Source organism: Pseudomonas sp. 67(2021) (assembly GCF_017491835.1).
In the GTDB taxonomy this organism is placed as follows: domain Bacteria; phylum Pseudomonadota; class Gammaproteobacteria; order Pseudomonadales; family Pseudomonadaceae; genus Aquipseudomonas; species Aquipseudomonas atacamensis.
Genome location: NZ_JAFGYL010000021.1, coordinates 77400 through 95001, shown reverse-complemented (window position 1 = coordinate 95001; position 17602 = coordinate 77400). Strand labels below are relative to the sequence as shown.

Genomic DNA, 17602 nt, shown 5'->3' with positions numbered 1-17602 from the left:
GGTCTGGGATCAGTTTGTCCATTGAAACGGCTCTCCAAAATCTGCGGTGCGACCCAATGCCATTCTCACGGGGCAAATGGTGGCAACTGTATGCGGGGTGAGAATACCGGTTATGGACACCCGGCCAGACCGAAGTCTGCCCGCACACAGCCGCCATGACACATTGCAGACAGCGGACAAGCTGGCGGCGATTATGCGTGCACAGATACTGGATGACCATAAGTAGCAGGGTTCTCACACCCGATCGCCGAAGATTCGACGACAGCCAGAGACTAGTGACCCGACGTCCGACGGACAACCTGAAAACCTTGTGGGAAGGTTCTGGTTATTTTGAAACAGATTTAAACGACTTCGAGTTATCGGCGGACCGACTGGCCTCATCGCGAGCAGGCTCACTCCTACAGAACAGCAAAAGCAAAAGCAAAGATCGCAGCCTTCGGCAGCTCTTACAGTTGGATCGCGTACCAATTAAGAACAGGTCGGCTGTCAGGCCGCCTTCGCGAGCAGGCTCGCTCCCACAGAAAGCAAAAGCAGCGCAGCTGCCCGCGGCGAAGCCGCACCACTCAACAATGAGCGCAAGCTCGAGTAGATTTTGATCTTGGAGCCCGTCGGCAGGCTGAGTGGAGGGATTGATCCGGGCGTGGGAGCGCAGCGACCGTCTGGCGCAGCCAGACACAGCGGAAGGAGGTGCAGCGAAGCAAACCGGAGCCGCTGCGCCAGGATCGATCCCGGAGCGAAGGAACCCCGAGCCCCAGCGAGCTGGCCGAACGTCAGGGCGAAGACCTTTTGGTTCCTTTTGGGGCGTTTGCCAAAAGGGACTCGCCGTAAGGGCGAAACCCTAAGAAGCCGTTACCGCAGCAACGGATATTCACCGATTAATGAGCCGTAACGCGCTGCCGCCCCGCCAAACTACCAGGAGAAAGCGCCAAAGCCAACTGCGTCCGATTATGCATATGCGTCAACCGCAACACCTGCGACACATACAGCTTCACCGTGTTCTCGGTAATCCCCAACTCACAGGCAATCTGATAATTGGTCTGCCCCTTGCCCACCAACCGCGCCACATCCAACTGCCGGGGCGACAACTGATTGAACACCGCCGGTATCTCCACAGACTCAGGCTCACCATCACTCACCACCGGCACGGGCGAGCGCCGTACCTTGTCCAGATCCTGATAAAGGTCATCAATCGACTCGGACAAAAACTGCAACTTCTGATTCAAATGCCCCAGATGCAGATTCTTCTGCCGCTCCTGCAAAGCCAGTTCCTGACGCTGCACACCCTCGAGCAACTCAGCCAGATCAATCGGCTTCTGATAGTAATCGGCAATCCCCGCGCGCAACGCCTTGATCACATCCTGCTTGTCAGCGCGCCCGGTGAGCATGATCGCCTCGAACACCCGCTGCTTGCCGGCCAGCCGCTGCAACGCCTGGATCAACTCGATGCCGTCCATGTCCGGCATGTGCAAATCACTCAGCACCAGACCGATGTCCGGGTCCGCCCGGAACAGCTCGATGGCTTCAAGACTCGAGTCGCACGGCACGCAACGGTAGCCACTGCTCTCGAGAAACTCACAGAGTTCTTCGACGATCAGCGGCTGATCATCGACCACGAGGATTTTTACCGAATTAGGCTTGTTCACGAACCACTCCATTTGCTCGGCCAACGCTGACGATTCCTGCACTTTGGTGGCGTATTCGCCTGAATTGAAAGTAGACCCACTTTCCGACTATGTACATAGGACTAGTGGCACCCCGCGATCAGATGATCCAGTACAGCGAAAGCACTACACCTACCCACACGAACGGCGCAAATGGCAGCTTTTTTGACTTGTCCGGGGCGAGATGACGCAGATGCGCTCTAAGCCCTTGACGCATATGAGGCCAGACTTTTGGCGCGAGCAGCAGCCACAGCACGCTGGACACGCCCGCGCCGATAAACGCGCCGAGAACGAATATGCCGTTCGTCGCAAGACCCAGGGCTGTCATTAATTTCACATCGCCGGCGCCCATGCGGCCGAGGAAATAACCCGGCAGCGTCAGCAGCAAAGCGATCAGGCAGCCCCAGCCACCTTGCGCCGCGTCGGCACCCAGCCAAGTAGTGCCAGTCGCCAACAACCAGACCAGCGCCAGCGCACCTACGCCCAAGGTCAACATGTTGGAAATTCGCCGCTGCCGGGCATCTTGCGCGGCGCAGATCGCCAGCCAGATCAGAACAAGAGAAATCTGCATCCGCTGAAAGCCGTCCGTTTTGCCTGATTGATTCTATGCTGATACTACGCAGTGACTGTCAGGGTAGACGCACGCATGAAAAACGGCTTTCGCAGGTCGCAAAAAGGTGCGGTGGCGATCGAATTCGCCTTGGTGTTCATCATCTTTTTCGCAGTGTTTTACGGGCTGGTCAGCTACGGCCTGCCCTTCGTGATGATGCAATCGTTCAACCAGGCCACCGCCGAGGCGGTGCGCCGCAGCGTTGCGGTCGACCCGACCACGCCGAACTATTCGACGGTGGTGGTCAACACCGCCAATGCCGCGCTGACCCAACAACTGCAATGGCTGCCCTCGGCCTTGAATCTGGTGGTCGGCACCGACACCAGTGCGGCGTACGACGCGGGGACTGGCACCCTGACCGTCAGCGTCAATTACCCGGTGAGCAAGCTCAATCAGATCATGCCGTTTCTGGTGTTGCCCGGGATCGGCACGGTGCCCAATCTGCCGACGCACCTGACCGCCCGCTCGAGCCTGCAATTTTGACCGCCGGCGATAAGTTTTTCGGGCGCTTGCTCATGCGCGCCCCCACCGCAGCTCACGACTTGCCGGACCATCTCGGCGCGCCGCCGATCGGCCTGCATTTTTATCTGGATGGCAACGGCGATGTGTTGCAGATCGCCGGCCCGCTGCGGCATTTGCTCGCCCAGCACAAACCTCAGGGTCAGCCGCTGCCGCTCAGCGCCTACCTGCTGCCGCACAGTCTGCTGACCATCGAAGGTCAGCCGCGAGACTGGCAAGGGCAATTGCTCGATCTGGATTTCAGCGGCCTGAATGATCAGCCGCTGCACCTTCGCGGCTGGGTGCAGCCGCTGGAGGATGGCTGGCGATTGCAGATGCTCGACATCGCCGACCTGTTGCTCGAACGTCAGCAAGCGCGCGACCGCGACGCCTGCCAGACCCTCGCCGCGCAGGTCAGCGATCGTCTGCGCACGTGCAGCCTGACGCGTCTGCCAACGGTGCTTGGCGAACAATTGCAGGCCATCGCCCAGCGCTGGCACATCCCCTGCCTCGCCGTGGCGTTGCTGGATGAACAGGCCCAGGGCTGGCAGATTCATCAACAGTTTCGCGGCCACGATGCCCCGCAACTGTGGGAGGACGGCCAGCCGCTGGGCACGCCGCTGGACAGCCTCAACGGCAGCGCGCCGCAACGCCTCGCCGGCCCGCAGGGCCGCTATGAACATTCGCGATTGCAGGCCACGTTCGGCAACGCCAACGGTTTCGCCGTGCCCTACAGCAATGACCAGGGCGTGGTCGCGTGGCTGCTCTGCGGGTTTTATACGGTCGACAACGTGGCGCCATGGCTGACCGATCGCGACTGGCTGACCCTGGCCGGTGCGCTGGCCGGGCCGCTGCTCAGCCGCTTGCGTGAGCAGCGCCATGTGCAATCGATGGAGCGTCTTGATTCCCTGCAAAACCTGCTCGGCACCGGCTGGTGGGAAATCAGTGCCGAAGAGCAGATTGCACTGGCGCCGACGCTGGCCTCGGCACTGAATCTCAGCGATCGCCTGCTGCCGGTAGAGGGCTGGCTGTCGCTGTTTCATCCCGCCGACCGCGACGAGTTGCGCAGCCGTTTGCGCGCCCTGCAACTTCAAGGAGAAGCGCTGACCCTGAGCGTGCGTCTGCACCGCGCGGAGGTCGGCGCAGCAGCGACGTGGTATCGGGTTCAGGGCCAGGTCAGCGGCACCGGTGAGCATCGGCGTCTGGTCGGGTTCATGCTCGACATCAGCGACATCCAGAATCAACAACAGCGCGCCGCTGCCGCCCATGCGCGGCTGGATAATCTGATTGCCAGTTCACCGGCGGTGATCTACGTGCAGCGCTATGCAGAAGGCGCGCTGATCCCGGCGTTTTTCAGCGCCAGCCTGCAACCCTTGCTGGGCTGGACGCTGGAAGATTGCGACACGACAGCGCTGGTCGAGCGCGTGCATCCAGACGACCGTGAACTGTATTTCCAGCGCAACCGCCAGCTGCTGCGCGAAGGCTCGGTGCGCGCGCGTTATCGCCTGCGCGACAACCGTGGCGAGTACCACTGGCTGCTCGATGAGGCAAAACTGCTGCGCAACGATCTCGGCCTGCCGGTCGAGGCGGTGGGCCTGTGGCTGGACGTCACCGACGCGACGCTTGCCGCCGAGCAGGTGCGGCAAAGCGAAGAGCGCTATCGGATTCTGGTCGAGGACTCGCCGGCGATGATCTGCCGTTATCGCCCGGACCTGACGCTGATCTTTGGCAACCGACCCTTGGCGACTTATCTGGAATGCACCCCGGAACAACTGCCCGGGGTTGATCTGGGTGGCTGGATGTCCGAAGAACAGCGCGGCGCTTTTGTGCAGCGCCTGAGCCAACTGACCCCGCAACAGCCAGTGAGTACAGCGGAAATCAGCCTGCAATTGCCCGGACGCGAACACGCCTGGTGGGTCTGGTCGGATCGCGGCGTGTTCGATGAGCAGGGACAGTTGATCGAAGTGCAAGCGGTGGGCCGCGACAACACCGAGGTGCGCCGCTCGCAACAGCAACTCACCCAAAGCGCGAAAATGGCCACCCTCGGCGAAATGGCCACCGGCCTTGCCCACGAGATCAATCAACCGCTGAACGTGATGCGCATGGCCATCGTCAACGTGCTCAAGCGCCTCGGCAACGGTGAGGTGCAGGTCGATTATCTGACCGACAAACTCAACCGCATCGACGCTCAGGTCCAACGCGCAGCGAAGGTGGTTGACCACATGCGTGTGTTCGGCCGGCGCTCGGAAATCGAACAACAGCTGTTCAACCCGGCCCAAGCCATCGAAGGCACCCTGTCGCTACTGGCCGAAGGCATGCGCGGCAAAGGTGTCGATCTGCGCATCAGTGAGACCGGTTTCGAGGCGCAGGTGCGCGGCTACGTCGATCAGTTGGAGCAGGTGCTGATCAATCTGATGGTCAACGCCCGCGACGCCCTGCTCGGCAAACGCGAGGGCGACTCAACGTTCAAGCCGTGGATTTCGATCTACGCCGAGCGCGACGAGGAAAGCGTGCGCCTGTGGGTCGAGGACAATGGCGGCGGTATCGATCCGCGTTTGCTGGAGCGGATCTTCGAGCCGTTCTTCACCACCAAGCCGATTGGCGTCGGCACCGGTCTGGGCCTGTCGGTGAGCTACGGCATCATCGCCAACATGGGCGGGCAATTGAGCGTGCGCAACTCCACAGAGGGCGCACGGTTCTGCATCGAATTGCCGATTGCCACGGATGATCAGATCACTAGATAAGCCTTGCCGGTCTGCCCGCAGGTCATGTTGGCGCCCACCTCGGTGTTCATCAGATTGATGCCCAGGCCTTTGAGCAAATTGTTCAACAACGGGTCGAGCAAGGGACTGATCAAACCGGTGACCACCGGCAACAAGCGGTTGCTGACGTCGCTGATCAACGAAGCCACACCGGTGACGATGGCGCCCAGCGGATTGCTACCCACGGGTTTGTAGACGATCAGGTTGATGCCGGACAGCGTGTTTGCCAGGCTGCCGACGATGTTGCTGGTCGGCGCGGCCGGCAGCACGCTCGGCGGCAGTTTCAGATTGGCCGGGGTGGCGAAGGGTGTGGTGCTGGAGAACAGCAGATTCTGCGTGGTCTGCGCGACGCTGGTGTCGAGTTTGATGGCGATGCCGCCCGCGCCGTACTGGACGCGGGAGGCGGCATCGCAACTGCCGATGCCGAGAATCCTGTGGCAGGTGATGATGCCGAGATCGACCAGCGGCAACGGCGCCACCGTTGGTTCGGCGACTGAAGAGAACGCCGTGACCGGATCAATCCTGCCGAGCTTGAGATCAGCCAGAGAGGTCATTGTGGTGGCGGTCAGGCTTTTGCTGCCGCTGTCGCCGGTCGGACAACGGTAATCGGTAACATAGCTTTTCGCCCCGCCGGCATCCAGCGCGATGTCGATCTGCGGTGAGGGCAGCAGCTTCGGATCGAGCTGCTGGCAGCCGGCACCCAACAGGCAGAACACTGAATTGAGTGTGTCCACCAGATTCAGGCTCAACAGCGCATTGAGCGTCGGCGTCAGCGTACCGACCAGGCCCAGCACCGCATTGGTCAGCCCCGTCACCCCCGTGAGCACCGGCAGATTCACCGACAGCAGCGTGCGCACCTGCGCAGTGCGCACATAAATCCGGTCCGGTCCCAACGGATCGGCCTTGGCCCGCGCGGGGTCGCCAATCGCCGAGAACTGCGGCGGTTCGATCACCTTCACCCGCACCGTGACACCGGCCAGCCCCAGCACGTTGACCGGCAAGGTCGCCGCCACCGCGCTCTTGCTGTTGGCCAGTTGCACCACGCCCTGCACCAGTTGCAGCAATTGCAGATTGGCATCCAGCCCCGCCGCCGTGGTGCCGGTTTGCAGCTGCAGGATCTCGCCGAGTCTGACCGGCGCCGCATTGATGGCGGCGGCCTGCAACTGGCCCAGCGCGGTGACCACTTGCGCGGTCGCACCGTTGAGTTGCACTACCGTCGCGGCGGCCTGAATCAACTGCGTCACGGTCGCTTGGGTGTTGAGCAATTGCGTGTAGTTGCCGGCACCGACGTTGAGGTCAATGGCCAGCTGATCGAGGTATTTGAGCAGGTTGATATCGGTGTGCAGCAAGCCGTCCCAGCCCACCGCCGTGAGGTTGACGTTGCCGCCGAGCAACCCGGAAAACAGCGAATTGAGGATGTTCGACTGCACCGTGTCGATGCTGGCGAGGGTGCTGCGAATATTCAGTTGGGCGACGGTCGGCTGCGGTTTCGCGGCAACTGCCGAAGCATTGAGCGTGGTATTGAGGCTGACCGGCGTGGCGCTGAACAGCGCCTGCACACCACCAGCAAAACTGCTGGTGACCGTACGACTGGCAGCGACTTTGACTGCGCTTGATTGCGTGGCATCGTCAGTGAAACTGCGCAAACCGCTGGCAGCGGTGGCCAGTGTGCCGCAAGTGGTGACGAGCGTATTGGCGGCATCGACCACGTAACCATTGCGCAGCGCACTTTGCCCGGCATAACTGGCGGCGGTCAGCCCGGGCAGGCAATTGCCGCCGCGACTGACCGCTTCGAGGGCGGCGGTATCCACCACCCGCTGTAGTTTGCGCTGTTCCATGTACAGGCGACCGCTATCGACCACCAGCAACATCATCACCAGCGCCAGACTCAGGGTGGCAGCCGCCATCAAGCCGATCGCCCCGCGTTGCCGGGCCGGGCCGTTGCCTTGCGATCCTGGCGACATGGCGCACTCCTTTGCCGGCGCAGTGCCGAGCGCTACCTCCGTTAATGAAAAAGAGTGTAGACGCGGTCGGTCGAGAGTGCTGGCGTCACGCCATTCCTGTCACCAACGCCACTGTGGGAGCGAGCCTGCTCGCGAAAGCGTCGTGCCAGAGGATTCAATGCTGCATGACACACCGTCTTCGCGAGCAGGCTCGCTCCCACAGGGACGGTTGAGAGCGGTTCAACGCGGTGGATAGTTGGCCAGGATCCTTGCGACGGTCTCGCGAATGGCATTGCTGCGGTCAGCCGGATTCGGGCGGTTGCTGAGCATTTGCTCATCGCTGCCGCGCCAGACCAGTTTGCCGTCCTTGCCGTCGAGCAGGTCGATCTGAATGGTCGCGACCTTGTAGGTGATGTTGCGCGTTTCGTTGTACATCGGTGCGCCCCAGTAGCCGTTCCACGGGCCGCCCCAACCGCCGCCGTAATTGGTCGTCACCTGCTGCTGCCGGTCCTCGACGATCAGGTAGGTCTGCACGCTCAGATCACCCTTGCCGCCGCCGGCAGCCGGGCGCAAACCGCGCTGATCGAGTTGATCGGCCACCGCCTGGCGGATGCGCTGTTCGGTCAGGTCGCTTTTGATGCGCGGATCATCGGGGCGATATTGCAGGGCCGGGTCTTTCCAGCTCCAGCTGCGATAAGCGGCAAAGTCGCGGCTGGCGTCGAAATCGTGATTGACCTGATTCGCGGCGCAGGCACTGAGCAGCGCGGCAACAGCGAGTAGAGCGAGACGGCGGAACATGATTTTTCTCCGGGTGAAGACATGAACCTGCTGACACGACGTCAGCTGGGAGGATACGCCGCCATGGCTTTTTCCACAGCCTCGCGGATCGCATCGGCGCGTTCGATCTGATTGCCCTGGGTGCCGGTCTCGGCGCTGGCGCTCCACACTGGCTGACCATTGCCGGCATCGAACAGATCGACCCGCACCACCACGACCTGCTCCTGATAAGTGCGCATGACCGGCACGCTGTTGTACATGCCGTAACCGCGACCATAACGATCATAGCCGCCGTATCCGCCGTAGTAGCCGTAATCATCGCGCACCTGACGCAAACGGGTTTCCAGACGCAGGTCGGCGCTGACCAGCAGGTCGGCCGGGCGGTTGTCGCGCATCGGCCGCAAGCCGCGTTGGTCGAGGGCGTTGCTGACCGCCTCGGCCACTTGCGCCGAGTCAGCCCACGCCGTGCCCGGCGGCAACTGCCCGTCGCGCCAGGCCCAATTGCGGTAGCGTCCGTAATCCCGCGGCGGCGCCGGGTAGGCGCTGCGGTCGAAGGTGGTGGCGGCTTGCGGCGGTGCCGGCGGCAACGGCCGTGACTGGGCCACGTAGGGGTTGCTGCCCTGGCAAGCGGCCAACCCCAGACTTATCAGCAATAACCCGCATCGAGCTTTCATGTCGCGCTCCGCTCAGATCGGCCGGCAGATCCAGTGCAAGTAACGCCCAAGCCCGGCGAAGCCTGGGTGACGACGGTGCGCGAGTTCCATTTCCAGCAAGTCCGCCAGTTCGGCGCGGGCCTGGAATTCCACCGGCATGTAATCGTGAAATACCCGTACGCCGCTCTGACTTTCGACCTGCCACATACCGGCGAGTTGCGTTGCCAATTCCCGTGGGTCGAGAGGCTGCTGCGGGGTCAGGCTCTGCTTCTCGCCGGCCATGACGTTCTTGCGCATTTTCTTGAAATGGCCCTTGAGCAGATTGCGATAAATCAGCGCATCACGGTTGTAGAACGCCAGCGACAGCCAGCCGCCGGGCTTGGTCAGTTGATGCAGCACCGGCAGGATCGCATGGGGTTCGGCGAGCCATTCCAGTACGGCGTGGCAGATCACCAGATCGTAGGGCTCGGTGAGCTGACCGGGCAGTTCCTGCCACGGCGCCTGAATGAATGTCGCGGTGTGTCCGGCTTCGGCAAAACGCTGGCGCGCACCCTCGAGCATCGGTTCGGCCGGTTCGGTGAAGGTGACGTCATGGCCGCGCTCGGCCAGCCACAGCGACATGTGCCCAAGGCCCCCGCCGATATCAAGCACGCGCAGCGGACGATCCGGCAAAGCCTCGCTCAGATCGGCCTGTAATACCGCGAGGCGAATCGCGCCTTTGGCGCCGCCGTAGATTTTTTCGGCGAAGCGCGTGGCCAACTGATCGAAATGACGGTCGCTCATCAGCTGAACCGCCGTTCGCTGTCGGCGAGCTTGGCGCGCACCACTTCATTCATGTCCAGACCCAGTTCGCTGCACAGAAGCAACAGATACAGGACGATATCGCCGACTTCCTGCCCGGCATGGGCGAGTTTGTCCGCCGGCAACTGGCGCGACTGGTCTTCTGTCAGCCACTGGAAGATTTCCACCAGCTCGGCCATTTCCACGCTGGCGGCCATGGCGAGGTTTTTCGGGCTGTGAAATTGCCGCCAGTCATTGCGGTCGCGAATGGCGTGCAGGCGTTCGGTCAGTTCAACAAGGTTCATCGGGCTCTCCTGAAGACGCATAGCTTCGGGGGGATGCGGGCTGAAGGCAAGCAGCGCAGATGATCTATTGTGGGAGCGAGCTTGCTCGCGAAGGCGTTGGCTCAGATAGCAGATGGTGTGAATGACACACCGCTTTCGCGAGCAAGCTCGCTCCCACAGGGATGGAGTAAAACCACTATCATGCAGGGAACTCGGCCGCCCTCGGCGTGGCCCAAGGCTCAGCTCTTTCATCAGGGATGCACACATGCGTGTAGAAAGCTTTTTCGAATGGCTCGGCCAGGCACTCGGTTCGGTCATCCGCTTTATCGTCGATGGCCTCAGCGGCCTGTTCAATATGCTCAGCAATGCCGGCAGCAACTTTGTCGACGGCCTGGCGCAGACGCTGGGGATGGACACTTCGATCATCAGCATCATCGCCCTGATCGTTGGCCTGATGCTGCTGTGGTCGGCGATCCGGGCGTTCATGAACGCGTCGATCATTGCCGGGATCATCTGGCTGCTGCTGGGGTTGTGGTTGTTGAGCTGGATTATTCACTAGCGCTTCAAAAGCCCCTCACCCCAGCCCTCTCCCAGAGGGAGAGGGCTGGGGTGAGGGTGTTTCTGCCGCTACAATCCCCGCTCCCCCAAGGAGCCTGCATGTCCTCTCTGATTACCGACTGGCGCGACCGCCCGACTCACCGCAAGGTCTGGGCGCTCGCCGCGCCGATGATTCTTTCCAATATCTCCGTGCCGCTGGTGGCGCTGGTCGACAGCACTGTCATCGGTCACTTGCCGCATGCCCATCAATTGGGCGCGGTGGCGGTCGGCGCCAGTCTGTACACCTTTCTCGCCTGGGCGATGGGTTTTCTGCGCATGGGCACCACCGGTTTTGCCGCGCAGGCTGCCGGGCGCAGCGATGGCGCGGCGTTGCGGCAGATTCTCTTGCAGGGCCTGCTGCTGGCGATGGGGCTGGCCGTCGTGCTCGGCACTCTTGGCGTGCCGCTCAGCGGCGTTGCCCTGCACTTCATGCAACCGTCGGCTGAACTGGATCAGCTGACCCGGGAGTTTTTCCACACCCGCCTGTTCGGCTTGCCCGCAGCGCTGGCGACGTATGCGCTGGTCGGCTGGTTCCTCGGCACGCAGAACGCGCGGGCGCCGCTGGCGATTCTGCTGAGCACCAACCTGATCAACATTGTGCTCAATCTGTGGTTTGTCATCGGCCTTGACTGGGGCGTGGTCGGCTCGGCGCGCGCTTCGGTAATCGCCGAATGGAGCGGCGCCCTGCTCGGCCTGTGGCTGACGCGCACGGCGTTGCGCGCCTATCCGGGGCAGATCATCTGGTCGGCGCTGAAAGTCTGGCAGAGTTGGCGCCCGCTGCTGGCGGTCAACCGTGACATTTTCATCCGCAGCCTCGCCCTGCAATCGGTGTTCTTCCTGATCACCGTACAGGGCGCGCGGCTCGGCGATGCGACTGTGGCGGCCAATGCGCTGCTGCTCAACGGCCTGCTGCTGACAGCCCATGCACTGGACGGACTGGCCCACGCAGTTGAAGCCTTGTGCGGCCATGCCATTGGCGCGCGGGATCGCCTGGCATTGCGTCGATCGCTGGTGGTGGCCGGCGGCTGGTCGCTGATCGCCAGCGTCGGATTCGCTGTGCTGTTTCTGCTCGCCGGGCACCTGTTCATCGAGATGCAGACCGACATTCAGAGCGTGCGCGACACCGCATTCGTCTACCTGCCCTACCTCGCCGTGCTGCCGCTGATTGCGGTGTGGAGTTACCTGCTCGACGGCCTGTTCATCGGCGCCACCCGTGCGCGGGAAATGCGCAACGGCATGCTGCTTACAGTGTTGCTGCTCCTGCCATTCGCCTGGTTCTTGCAAGCGCTGGGCAATCACGGCCTGTGGATATCTTTTCTGCTGTTCATGGTCTTGCGCAGCGTGACCCTTGGCGCGCAAGCCTTGTGGCTCAAGCGCAGCGATGGCTGGTTCAGCGGCAAGGCTCACTGATCAGAAAAGTCAGTCCGCCGCGCCCCACTGCCGACGCAGAAAGTCGAGCCGTTCCGGCTGGGTCAGTCCGGCCGGCGGCACGACCAGCACGGCGCGCGGATTGAGCAGGCGCAGCCACAGCCAGCCATCCAGCACGGCACGGTCACTGAAACCCAGCGCCAGACCTTGTTGCACGTGCACAGCAATCGTCTGGTAATCAACCCTCAGAGACTGGCACCAGCGCCAGATGTGCTGCTCCAGCAGGCAGGTTTGCAGGCGTTCGCGCTGGCGCCGGGTCAGGCTTTCTTCGATGCCCAAAGGTTCGACGAGCAGACCGGGATTGCGCAGCTGTTGCCAGCCCTGACTGCCGATGGCGCGGTCCGCCCAGGTGCCACCAAACCAGCGCAACTGGCGGATCGGCCCGAGCCAGCGACTCAACTGCGTGGCGTCACAGGCGTCGAAGAAATAACTGGCGGTCTGGCGGTTGTAATAGCTGAGCAAGGCCCGATGATTCAAACCGAACGAGACGGTAAGCATGCGCTGCAAGTGGCTGAGCAGCTGCTGCGCCGGTATCTCGCAGCTCAACAACAGGCCGCGCCAGGTGTCCGGGTCGCGCAGGCACAGGGCGGTCAATGCCGGGCTCTCGCGCAAATCGACGAGAACCGGACCGTGCTCACTGACCGGCTGAAATTCGGTGCCGTCGAACAACCGGTGCCGCTGCACATCGGCAAAGCCCTGGCGCAAGGTCAGCAAGGCGCGTGCCGCGTCCGGGGTGTCGAGCAACAGCCATTGCGCCATGGGCTCAAGCGCCGCGCCGCTCATCGTGCGCTGCTCTGATCGAGCGCGGTGAGCAGCCGGCAACTGCACACGGACTCGGTGCAGTGGTTGAAGCTGCCACCGCCCGGCATCAGGCACAGCAACAGCAACGGCTCGCCAGACTGCAACAATTGCTGCAACCCATCGCTCACCAGCAGTTCCGGGAGCGATACCGGTTCATCGTCCTCGACCGCAGCCTCTGACAACACCGAGGGCTGGAGCACGCCACTGACCACCGGCTGATCGGGATCGCCCTCTAGAAAACTCACCACCACTTCCACGCCATCGGCGAGTGCCGCCGAGGGCAGCTCGTTCAGGTCAGGCGCGAGGGGCAGCCAGCAATGGCTCGGCGCTGCGCCTTCGCCCTGGTAGAGCCAGTCGAATTGCACCGCCACCGGCCGCGCGCGATCCGGCTGCGGCTCATCGACGCTGACCACCCAGGCACGCTGCAAGCTGTGCATGCGCTGCTTGGACTTCGCAGCCGCGGGCGCACAGACGGGTACCCGCGCGGCCGCGAACAGGCGATTGCAATAGGGCGATTCGAGAGACTGATCGGCCCGATGCTCGATGCGGGTCAGCAGCCATGGGCGGTTGCATTCGAGGAAAGGATGGCCGTCCAGCGGCAACCACTGACCACTGCGCAAGGCCGGCAGATCACTGTGGCCTTCGGCATCGGGGCCTCGCTGGCTGGCCTGCGAGTCTTCGCGCAGTCGCCATTGGCGGACGGCTGGAGCGACGCCATGCTGGTCATGCTCGCCCTGATAGTGCGCGACGTCTGCATGGGGCATCCGCGTCGGATCGTCGCCGAACACCAGGCAGTGCCTGTCGCGGTGATGTTCGAAGTAGTAGTGAATGCGCGCCTCTGCGCACAGGCGCTGGAGCAGTTGCAGATCGGATTCGCGGTACTGCGTGCAGAAGGTGCGGGCCGGGTAGTCGCTGTGCAACTCGTAACGTCGTTGCAGGCCGACGATGCCATGTTCGCGCAGCACCTGTTCGATGATCTGCGGCACGCAGCGGCCGCTGAAGATGCGCTGGCTCAAACGCAGGTCGAGGCAGTCGAGCCTCGGCCCGAGACGTACTCGGCACAAACGCAAGCCATGGCCGTGCTCGTGCTGGACAAGGCTGTGCAATTGCCCGTGCACACCCTGGTCGGGCGCGCCGAAACACAGGAACGCGGAACGGTGCAGCAGGCCGGCGAGATCCAGATGCGGATCGTCGATCACCACATCGATCTCGAAGGCGAAGGGTTCGCTGAGCGCTTCCCTTCCGGTAAAGGCGAGAACTTCGAAGGGGTCGGACAGGCCCGCTACATCGAGACGAAACGACGGCTCGTTGACTGGATCGAACATGGGCGGATCTCTACAGGAGGGGCGGCCGGGGATTCTCGCCGAGAGGCATGGCCGAGTAGAGAGGCGAAGTACAACTTAGGAAATGACCTACGCGAAAAGCAGACCAGATGAGTTTGCTGACCGTGATAGCACAGGTTTTCGGGAAAAAATCAGGAGATGTCCCACCGGGTTGTCCGAATTTTCCACAGCTTGCGGAAAAAAATCGGACAACCCGGACGGAACGCTATCGGGTCTCAGGAAGACAGATAGGAAGAGCGGGTCAGGCCCAGACGCAAGGCATCAAGGAACTGCGTGCGCTCGCTGGCACTGATGCGGGCACTGGCGCACTTGTCGCGGTAGTGAGTCATCAGTTCTTCCGGCGACAAGTGCACGTAACGCAGCATGTCTTCGATGGTGTCGTGGGTCTCGATACCGGCGTGGTACACGCTGCCATCGGCGTTCTGGTAGATGTTCACCGAGTCGGTGTCACCGAACAGGTTGTGCATGTCACCGAGGATTTCCTGATAGGCGCCGACCAGGAACACGCCCAGCAGGTAATCTTCGCCTTCATTCAACGCGTGCACCGGCAGGCTGGTTTCGATGCTCTGCTCGTCGACGTACTGGTTGATCTTGCCGTCGGAGTCGCAGGTCAGATCCTGCAGCACCGCGCGGCGCAGAGGCTCTTCGTCGAGGCGATGCAGCGGGATGATCGGCAACACCTGATCGATCGCCCAGGTGTCCGGCAGGCTCTGGAACACCGAGAAGTTGCAGATGTACTTGTCGGCCAGCTTGTCGTTGAGTTCGTCGAGCACCTGGCGGTGCGAACGCTGACGCGCCTTCAGCGAGTTGTGCAGGCGACGGCACACGGCGAAGTAGCATTGCTCGGCCAGGGCTTTTTCCGCCAGGGTCAGCTTGCCGTCGGCGTACTGCGCGGCGACGTCGCTCATGTAGTGGGTGGCGCGCCAGTAGGTTTCGGTGACCATTTCGATGTCGGTCGGGCCGAGCAGATCGACCAGCCACTGCACGGTTTCCGGCAGGCTTTCCTTGTTCTCGATCAGCGGGATTTCGTCGTTGTGTTTCTCGACGTCGGTGACCTGCACCACCAGCATTGCGTGGTGCGCCGTCAGCGAGCGGCCGCTTTCGGAGAAGATGTGCGGGTGCGGCAGGCTCTGCGCGTCGCAGAATTCCTTGAGCATGCCGACCACGACACCGGCGTAATCGTCCATGTCGTAGTTGATCGAACTGGCGTTGCGCGAGTGGGTACCGTCGTAGTCGACACCGAGGCCGCCGCCGACATCGATGTGATCGACCGGCAGACCGAGGTTGCGCAATTCGCCGTAGTAACGGATCGCTTCCTTGAAACCGTGCTGGTAGTCAGCGAGGTTGGCGATCTGCGAACCCATGTGGAAGTGCAGCAGGCGGATGCCCTGATCGAGGCCGGCGCCACGGAAGCGCTCGACCACCGACAGCAGTTGCGCCGCCGACAGACCGAATTTGGATTTCTCGCCACCGGTGTCCGCCCATTTCGACGAGGCCAGCGACGACAGGCGCACGCGCAGGCCCACCTGCGGCTTGACCTTCAGCGAGGCGGCTTCTTCGATCACCAGGCCGACTTCGGATTCTTTCTCGATAACGATGAACACATTGTGGCCGAGCTTCTGGCCCATCAGCGCCAGACGGATGAACTCACGGTCCTTGTAACCGTTGCAGACGATGGTGCCGCCCTTCGGCGCCAGCGCCAGCACCGCCAGCAGCTCAGGCTTGGAGCCGGCTTCCAGACCGATGGAGACGTTCTGGGTGGCGATGATGTTCTCGATCACCGCTTCCTGCTGGTTGACCTTGATCGGGTACAGCGCGGTGTATTTGCTCTGGTATTCCAGGCGCTCGATGTTCGAATCGAAAGCGCCGGTCAACTGACGGACACGGTCTTGCAGGATGTCGGGGAACCGCACCAGCAGCGGCAAGGACAAACCGCTCTTGCGCAGTTGGTCGACTTGTTCGAACAGGTCGATAGGCGAGCTGCTCGGGCCGTTCGGACGTACTTCGACGCGACCGGCTTCATTGATCGCGAAATACCCGGCCCCCCAATGGCGAATCCCGTAAACGCTGCGGCTGTCCGCAACTGTCCATTGGCTGCCATCGTCTTTACGTGTGCGTCGTACGGACATCGAAGTCCCCTATAAAGAAGTCAGAGTGCGTCGCCTGACGTTCAGGCCGGCGCAGTCTAAAGAATGAAAATGACGGTTCGTCAGTGCGGCGGTAGACCGCACTGACTGCGTGGAGTTTAGAAACCGGTCATGAACAGGCTCTGTGAAAACCATGGCGACGACGCCGGATCCGAGAACACTCGAAGCCGGATCAAGCCGCCGGAGGGTTTCACAGAGGCTGCTAGCCGCCGGACTTCTTCGCTTTGAAACCGTGCTTGATCAGCTCTGCCAAGAGTAGCTCGACGTGATCGCCCTGGATTTCGATGATGCCGTCCTTCAACGCCCCGCCGGTGCCACAACGTTTCTTCAACGTCGTCGCCAGCTCCTTGAGCGCGTCTTCGGCCAGAGGCACGCCGGTGATGGTGGTCACCGTCTTGCCGCCACGCCCTTTGCTTTCGCGACGCACGCGGGCAATGCCGTCACCGGCCGGGATCACGGTTTGTTTGCAGATACAGGCGTCCACCGGCTTGCTGCATTCCGGGCAATGACGACCTGCGTCGGTGGAAAATACCAGGCCGCCCAGGGCGGCGAAGGATGCGGCTTTCTTGGCCACCGGCAATCCTCTCGGGAGGACAAAGACTGATCGCAACCTTGGGCAAGGTCAGCGACCGCGAAGCCCCACTCAGGCAGGGGCAGCGCTACTGCATCGGCGCTTTTTGGGAAGCGTTCGGTGCAGTTTGAAAAGGTCGCGCAGTGTAACGGCAAAAATCGCGATTGCTAAGTGCCAATCGGCGCCAATTCATGTGTTCTTTGCGACGTTGCTTTGCTGCGCCTTGAGATAGCGCTTCAGCGCGGCCAGAGAGTCCGGGCAATAAGGCTTTTCGCTGATTTCGCGCATGACCTGTTCGACGGGGATGAATCGCGCTTCGAGGACTTCTTCCGGCTGCAATTTCAGCGGCCCATCCCACACGGCGGAAAACGCCGAACACCACAGGCGGTTGCCGGTGTCTTCGAAGTAGAAGTGATCGTGAGCGGTGAGTTCGACGCCGCTGACGCCCAACTCTTCTTCCAGCTCGCGCGCCGCCGACTCGGCATAACTTTCGTCGGCCTGGACCATGCCGCCTGCGGCAACATCCCAGTAACCGGGATAAATCGCCTTGCTCAACGTGCGCCGGTGCACGCACAGCTCACCGGCGGAATTGAACAGCATGATGTAGGTGCCACGGCCAATCAGCCCGCGCTCGCGCAAATCGGAGCGCACCAGCGCGCCGAGCAAGTTGTCCTGCTCGTCGACCCAAGCGATCTGTTCGGCGTCCGAGGCGGCGCGATGGGCCGCCTCTCTTGTGCTCTGGCTCAC

General features: G+C 62.1%; 16 protein-coding genes. 4 read left to right on the top strand and 12 right to left on the bottom strand.

The genetic code is table 11. The annotated features are described in order from the left end of the window. Positions 1–875: 875 nt before the first annotated feature. Together J5M66_RS22290 and J5M66_RS22285 are read right to left on the bottom strand one after the other, a co-directional pair. A complete protein-coding gene (locus tag J5M66_RS22290) occupies positions 876–1643 on the bottom strand; it encodes a response regulator transcription factor (protein WP_207809454.1) in 768 nt (255 codons plus the stop codon). A gap of 118 nt (positions 1644–1761) precedes the next feature. Next, positions 1762–2232 carry a prepilin peptidase gene (locus tag J5M66_RS22285; RefSeq protein ID WP_123443888.1) on the bottom strand — a complete coding sequence of 157 codons (471 nt, stop codon included), beginning with the start codon at positions 2230–2232 and terminating at the stop codon, positions 1762–1764. Between the two features lie 75 nt (positions 2233–2307). Between J5M66_RS22285 and J5M66_RS22280 the strand changes: the two genes are divergently transcribed. Both J5M66_RS22280 and J5M66_RS22275 read left to right on the top strand, forming a co-directional pair. Then, positions 2308–2754: a TadE/TadG family type IV pilus assembly protein gene (locus J5M66_RS22280; protein WP_024011435.1), complete on the top strand. Its 447-nt coding sequence runs from the start codon at positions 2308–2310 to the stop codon at positions 2752–2754. Then, positions 2751–5513, top strand: coding sequence for an ATP-binding protein (locus tag J5M66_RS22275; RefSeq protein ID WP_207809457.1), 2763 nt, complete (start codon positions 2751–2753; stop codon positions 5511–5513). The genes J5M66_RS22280 and J5M66_RS22275 overlap by 4 nt, the downstream gene beginning before the upstream one ends. Here the strand turns inward: J5M66_RS22275 and J5M66_RS22270 are convergent. From J5M66_RS22270 to J5M66_RS22250, 5 genes are all read right to left on the bottom strand, one after another. Beyond that, positions 5498–7495: a pilus assembly protein TadG-related protein gene (locus J5M66_RS22270; RefSeq protein ID WP_207809460.1), complete on the bottom strand. Its 1998-nt coding sequence runs from the start codon at positions 7493–7495 to the stop codon at positions 5498–5500. The two genes, J5M66_RS22275 and J5M66_RS22270, sit on opposite strands and share 16 nt — an antisense overlap. A gap of 219 nt (positions 7496–7714) precedes the next feature. Then, on the bottom strand, positions 7715–8272 hold the full coding sequence (locus J5M66_RS22265; protein ID WP_016771849.1) for a DUF4136 domain-containing protein: 558 nt from the start codon (positions 8270–8272) through the stop codon (positions 7715–7717). Between the two features lie 41 nt (positions 8273–8313). Further along, the gene (locus J5M66_RS22260) at positions 8314–8925 is read right to left on the bottom strand and encodes a DUF4136 domain-containing protein (protein WP_073471800.1); all 612 of its coding nucleotides are present in this window, start codon (positions 8923–8925) and stop codon (positions 8314–8316) included. A gap of 12 nt (positions 8926–8937) precedes the next feature. Beyond that, positions 8938–9687, bottom strand: a complete 750-nt coding sequence (locus J5M66_RS22255; protein ID WP_073471798.1) for a methyltransferase — start codon at positions 9685–9687, stop codon at positions 8938–8940. After that, complete coding sequence (locus tag J5M66_RS22250; RefSeq protein WP_016771852.1) at positions 9687–9989, bottom strand: MazG-like family protein; 303 nt, start codon at positions 9987–9989, stop codon at positions 9687–9689. Before J5M66_RS22250 ends, J5M66_RS22255 begins: the two co-directional genes overlap by 1 nt. Positions 9990–10233: 244 nt before the next feature. Here J5M66_RS22250 and J5M66_RS22245 point away from each other — a divergent pair, with 244 nt between their 5' ends. Both J5M66_RS22245 and J5M66_RS22240 read left to right on the top strand, forming a co-directional pair. Then, positions 10234–10527 (top strand): hypothetical protein, encoded by a 294-nt coding sequence (locus J5M66_RS22245; protein WP_016771853.1) that lies wholly within the window; start codon positions 10234–10236, stop codon positions 10525–10527. Between the two features lie 98 nt (positions 10528–10625). Next, a complete protein-coding gene (locus J5M66_RS22240; RefSeq protein ID WP_207809461.1) occupies positions 10626–11975 on the top strand; it encodes an MATE family efflux transporter in 1350 nt (449 codons plus the stop codon). Positions 11976–11984: 9 nt separating this feature from the next. Here the strand turns inward: J5M66_RS22240 and J5M66_RS22235 are convergent, their stop codons facing one another. From J5M66_RS22235 to J5M66_RS22215, 5 genes are all read right to left on the bottom strand, one after another. After that, positions 11985–12776: a DUF4123 domain-containing protein gene (locus J5M66_RS22235; protein WP_016771855.1), complete on the bottom strand. Its 792-nt coding sequence runs from the start codon at positions 12774–12776 to the stop codon at positions 11985–11987. Continuing rightward, on the bottom strand, positions 12773–14119 hold the full coding sequence (locus J5M66_RS22230; RefSeq protein WP_207809463.1) for a contractile injection system protein, VgrG/Pvc8 family: 1347 nt from the start codon (positions 14117–14119) through the stop codon (positions 12773–12775). The genes J5M66_RS22235 and J5M66_RS22230 overlap by 4 nt, the downstream gene beginning before the upstream one ends. A 233-nt stretch (positions 14120–14352) precedes the next feature. Further along, the gene (gene speA, locus J5M66_RS22225) at positions 14353–16266 is read right to left on the bottom strand and encodes an arginine decarboxylase (protein ID WP_016771856.1); all 1914 of its coding nucleotides are present in this window, start codon (positions 16264–16266) and stop codon (positions 14353–14355) included. A 220-nt stretch (positions 16267–16486) separates the two neighbouring features. Continuing rightward, positions 16487–16858 carry a translation initiation factor Sui1 gene (locus J5M66_RS22220; RefSeq protein WP_007914613.1) on the bottom strand — a complete coding sequence of 124 codons (372 nt, stop codon included), beginning with the start codon at positions 16856–16858 and terminating at the stop codon, positions 16487–16489. A gap of 186 nt (positions 16859–17044) precedes the next feature. Next, complete coding sequence (locus J5M66_RS22215; protein WP_122610406.1) at positions 17045–17602, bottom strand: NUDIX hydrolase; 558 nt, start codon at positions 17600–17602, stop codon at positions 17045–17047.

Coding starts and splice junctions, on each gene's coding strand:
- J5M66_RS22285 (WP_123443888.1), bottom strand. CDS start 2,232: ATGCAGATTTCTCTTGTTCTGATCTGGCTGGCGATCTGCGCCGCGCAA.
- J5M66_RS22280 (WP_024011435.1), top strand. CDS start 2,308: ATGAAAAACGGCTTTCGCAGGTCGCAAAAAGGTGCGGTGGCGATCGAA.
- J5M66_RS22270 (WP_207809460.1), bottom strand. CDS start 7,495: ATGTCGCCAGGATCGCAAGGCAACGGCCCGGCCCGGCAACGCGGGGCG.
- J5M66_RS22265 (WP_016771849.1), bottom strand. CDS start 8,272: ATGTTCCGCCGTCTCGCTCTACTCGCTGTTGCCGCGCTGCTCAGTGCC.
- J5M66_RS22260 (WP_073471800.1), bottom strand. CDS start 8,925: ATGAAAGCTCGATGCGGGTTATTGCTGATAAGTCTGGGGTTGGCCGCT.
- J5M66_RS22255 (WP_073471798.1), bottom strand. CDS start 9,687: ATGAGCGACCGTCATTTCGATCAGTTGGCCACGCGCTTCGCCGAAAAA.
- J5M66_RS22250 (WP_016771852.1), bottom strand. CDS start 9,989: ATGAACCTTGTTGAACTGACCGAACGCCTGCACGCCATTCGCGACCGC.
- J5M66_RS22245 (WP_016771853.1), top strand. CDS start 10,234: ATGCGTGTAGAAAGCTTTTTCGAATGGCTCGGCCAGGCACTCGGTTCG.
- J5M66_RS22240 (WP_207809461.1), top strand. CDS start 10,626: ATGTCCTCTCTGATTACCGACTGGCGCGACCGCCCGACTCACCGCAAG.
- J5M66_RS22235 (WP_016771855.1), bottom strand. CDS start 12,776: ATGAGCGGCGCGGCGCTTGAGCCCATGGCGCAATGGCTGTTGCTCGAC.
- J5M66_RS22230 (WP_207809463.1), bottom strand. CDS start 14,119: ATGTTCGATCCAGTCAACGAGCCGTCGTTTCGTCTCGATGTAGCGGGC.
- speA (WP_016771856.1), bottom strand. CDS start 16,266: ATGTCCGTACGACGCACACGTAAAGACGATGGCAGCCAATGGACAGTT.